We start from the raw sequence: 3,939 nt of genomic DNA on the forward strand, positions 1-3,939 counted from the left end.
GTGGTAGGGCGTCTTGGCCTCGAACTCCGCGGCACAGGTGTCCACGGTCTTGTACACCGGGTGGATGTCGAGTCGCCGCCGCAGCGAGCGAACTCCGTCCTCGCCGGCCAATTCCGGTCGCAGCGCCGCGATTTGGCGGTCCGACAACCCGCTGTGCTTGCACCGGCGCAGCAGGTCGGCGTCGAGCACGGCGGCGTCGCTGACTTCTCGGCGTAGCAACAACAGTTCGGCGACCTGCGCGACGAACCACGGGTCGATGCCGGAGGCTTCGGCGACGCGCTCCACCGATGCGCCCAGCCGCAGCGCCAGCTCGACGTCGTAGAGCCGCCCTTCGGTGGGTCTCTGCAGCCGCTCCAGCACGTCATCGGCCCCATCTTCCGCGCCCGCTGGGTCGCTCGCGGTCCAGAATCCTGCCCGTTTGGTCTCCAGCGACCGCATCACCTTGCCGAGCGCCTCGACGAAGTTGCGGCCCAACGACATTGCCTCGCCGACCGATTTCATGGTGGTGGTCAGCGTCGGGTCGGCGCCGGGGAATTTCTCGAACGCGAACCGCGGCGCCTTGACCACTACATAGTCCAGAGTGGGTTCGAAGCAGGCCGGGGTTTCCTTGGTGATGTCGTTGAGGATCTCGTCGAGGGTGTAGCCGACGGCCAGTTTGGCGGCGATCTTGGCGATCGGGAAGCCGGTCGCCTTGGAGGCCAACGCACTCGACCGTGACACCCGCGGGTTCATCTCGATGACGATCAGCCGGCCGTCGTGCGGGTCGACCGCGAACTGGATGTTGCAGCCGCCGGTGTCGACGCCGACTTCGCGCAGGATGGCGATGCCCAGATCCCGCATCCGCTGGTATTCCCGGTCGGTCAGCGTCATCGCCGGCGCCACCGTCACCGAGTCGCCGGTGTGCACGCCCATCGGGTCGACGTTTTCGATCGAGCACACCACCACGACGTTGTCCTTGCCGTCGCGCATCAGCTCGAGCTCGAATTCCTTCCAGCCGTAGATCGATTCCTCGATCAGCACGTTGGCACTCGGGGATGCGGCCAGTCCCGCCCCGGCCATCCGGTCGACCTCTTCGGCGGTGTGCGCCAGGCCCGAGCCGAGACCACCCATGGTGAACGACGGCCGCACCACCACCGGCAGGCCGAGTTCACCGACGGTCTCGCGGACTTCGTCCATGGTGAAACACACCCGGCTGCGGGCTGATTCGCCGCCGACCTTGGCAACGATGTCCTTGAACATCTGCCGGTCCTCGCCGCGTTGGATGGCGTCGAAGTCGGCGCCGATCAGTTCGACGCCGTGGCGTTCGAGCGCGCCGTTCTCATGCAGCGCGACAGCGGTGTTCAACGCGGTCTGACCGCCCAGGGTGGCCAGCAGCGCGTCGATCTTGTTGCCCCGCTCGGCCTGCTGGACAATGACCTTCTCCACGAAGGCGGCGGTGATGGGTTCGACGTAGGTGTGGTCGGCGTATTCGGGGTCGGTCATGATGGTGGCCGGGTTGGAGTTGACCAGGCTGACCTCGAGGCCCTCGGCACGCAGTACGCGGCAAGCCTGAGTGCCCGAGTAGTCGAATTCGCAGGCCTGTCCGATGACGATCGGCCCGGAGCCGATCACCAGAATGTGCTTGAGGTCAGTCCGTCGTGGCATTACCCGCTCTCCCCCGTCATTACGTCGACGAATTGGTCGAACAAGTACTCAGCGTCGTGCGGGCCGGCCGCGGCTTCCGGGTGGTATTGCACCGAAAAAGCGCGCCCATCAACGAGTTTGACGCCTTCGACCACACCGTCGTTGGCGCAGGTGTGACTGACCACCGCTGCCCCGAAGGGCGTGTCGAAACGCTGACCGGCCTCACCCTCCAGCGCGAAGCCGTGGTTCTGCGCGGTAACCGCGACCCGTCCGGTCGCGTGGTCCATCACCGGGATGTTGATGCCCCGGTGGCCGAACACCATCTTGTAGGTGGACAGGCCCAGCGCCCGCCCCAGGATCTGGTTGCCGAAACAGATGCCGAACAACGGGATTCCGGCGCTCAGGACTTCGCGCGTCACCTCGACGATGTGGTCGGCGGTGGCCGGGTCACCGGGCCCGTTGGACAGGAACACTCCGTCGGGCTTCAGTTCGGCAATCTGCTCAAAGGTCACCGATGAGGGCAGCACGCGGGTGCGCACTCCGCGCCGGGCGAAATTGCGTGGGGTGTTGGTCTTGATACCCAGATCGATCGCGGCCACCGTGAACCGGTGCGGTCCTTCGGGTTCCACGACGTAGGTGTCGGCCGTGCTGACCTGGCCGGCCAAGTCGGCCCCCAGCATCGGTTGTTGGCCTCGCACCCGTTCGGCCAGCTCCTCGGGCGACGCGAGCGATGCACCGGAGAACACGCCGGCCTTCATCGAGCCACGGCTGCGCAGATGTCGCACCAACGCCCTGGTGTCGATGTTGGCGATGCCGACGATCTGCTGGCGGACCAGTTCATCTTCCAGCGTCCCGGTGGCACGCCAGCTCGAGACCCGTGGCGAGGGATCGCGCACCGCGTAACCGGCGACCCAGATCTTGTCGCCCCGACTTTCGCTGTCGTCACCGTTCCAACCGGTGTTGCCGATCTGCGGGGCGGTCGCCACCACGATCTGCCGGTGATAGCTGGGGTCGGTGAGCGTCTCTTGGTATCCGGACATGCCGGTGGAAAAGACTGCCTCGCCTAGTGTTTGGCCGATCGCGCCGAACGCGGTGCCGGTGAACGTCCGGCCGTCGTCGAGAACCAGCATCGCCTTCACGGCACGACTCCTTCCGGCCAGCTCTCCAGCCACCCCTTGTATTCGTCGCGGTTGTCGGCGCGAAACCCGGTGTCGATCTTGACCCCTGAGGGCAGCCGCCACCGAATCGCCAGAATTCCGTCGCGGGCGGCGACCTTTCCGGCGATCACGTGCTCCGTCCGGATCCCGGAGATCGACTCGATCGGGATCCAGATCGGCTGCGCGCGAATGCGGTCCACCAGGATGCCTTCGGGGTGACGAGTCAGGACCGCCTTGCTGCGGTAGCCCAGGTCGCCGGCGGTGATCCGCTGGCTCCAGGCCGGAGCCATGGTGCAGCCGACATAGATGCCGGAGGTGGTGATGGCCGCGGGGCCGGCCTGGCTCGGGATCTCGGGCAGCGTGCCGAGCAACTCGGCCTGGCGCTCTGCGCGTTTCCGCCAACCGCGCATCATCAGCTGAATGATGAACGCGATCAACAGTGCCAGCACCCCGGCCATGATCAGCGACGCGACCAGCGTTCCCGAGTTCACGCCGGACACTTCCCGTCCCGCGCGGTGATCTTGCCCCGCAGCAGGGTGGCCGTCACGGTGGCCGGCAACGTCATTGTCTCGTAAGGAGTGTTGGCCGAGCGACTGGCGAAGTCGGCACCGGACACCGTCCAGGTGGCATCCGGGTCCACGACGGTCAGGTTGGCCGGCTCGCCGACTTCCAGCGGCCGACCGTGGTCGGGCAGGCCCGCGATGCGGGCCGGGTTCTCGCTCATCACCCGCGCGACACCGCGCCAGGTCAGCAGACCGGGAACGACCATCGCCTGGACCACCGCCGACAGCGCGGTCTGCAGACCGAGCATCCCGGGCAGCGCGGCTGCGAACTCGACGCACTTCTCGTGTTCGGCATGTGGTGCGTGATCGGTGGCCACGCAGTCGATCACTCCGTCGGCCAGCGCCTGGCGCAGCGCCACCGCGTCGGACGTCTCACGCAGCGGCGGGTTGACTCGGTTCACGCCGTCGTAGCTGGCCAGTCGGCTGTCATCGAGCAGCAGGTGGTGCGGTGTCACTTCGGCGGTAATCGAGATACCTTGCGATTTAGCCCATTTGACGATCTCGACGGTGCCCGCGGTGGAGGCGTGGCAGATGTGCACCCGAGCGCCGGCGTCGCGGGCCAGCAAGGCGTCGCGGGCCACGATCGACTCTTCGGC

Annotated in this window: 4 protein-coding genes; all 4 read right to left on the minus strand. The window is 66.8% G+C overall.

Annotation, left to right across the window (positions count from 1 at the left end):
• Nucleotides 1–1,644 (minus strand): carbamoyl-phosphate synthase large subunit (carB, locus tag WAN02_RS23365; protein ID WP_422266844.1); only part of this gene is annotated, 1,644 nt, incomplete at its 3' end.
• Entirely contained in the window at nucleotides 1,644–2,753 is a 1,110-nt protein-coding gene (carA, locus tag WAN02_RS23370; protein ID WP_422266850.1) for a glutamine-hydrolyzing carbamoyl-phosphate synthase small subunit, read from the minus strand. The genes carB and carA, both read right to left, overlap by 1 nt.
• Before the next feature lie 5 nt (nucleotides 2,754–2,758).
• On the minus strand, nucleotides 2,759–3,271 hold the full coding sequence (locus tag WAN02_RS23375) for a transporter (RefSeq protein ID WP_422266846.1): 513 nt from the start codon (nucleotides 3,269–3,271) through the stop codon (nucleotides 2,759–2,761).
• Nucleotides 3,268–3,939 (minus strand): dihydroorotase (locus tag WAN02_RS23380; RefSeq protein ID WP_422266848.1); only part of this gene is annotated, 672 nt, incomplete at its 5' end. The genes WAN02_RS23375 and WAN02_RS23380, both read right to left, overlap by 4 nt.

Origin of the sequence: Mycobacterium sp., from assembly GCF_049281135.1 — a bacterium.
In the GTDB taxonomy this organism is placed as follows: Bacteria; Actinomycetota; Actinomycetes; order Mycobacteriales; family Mycobacteriaceae; genus Mycobacterium.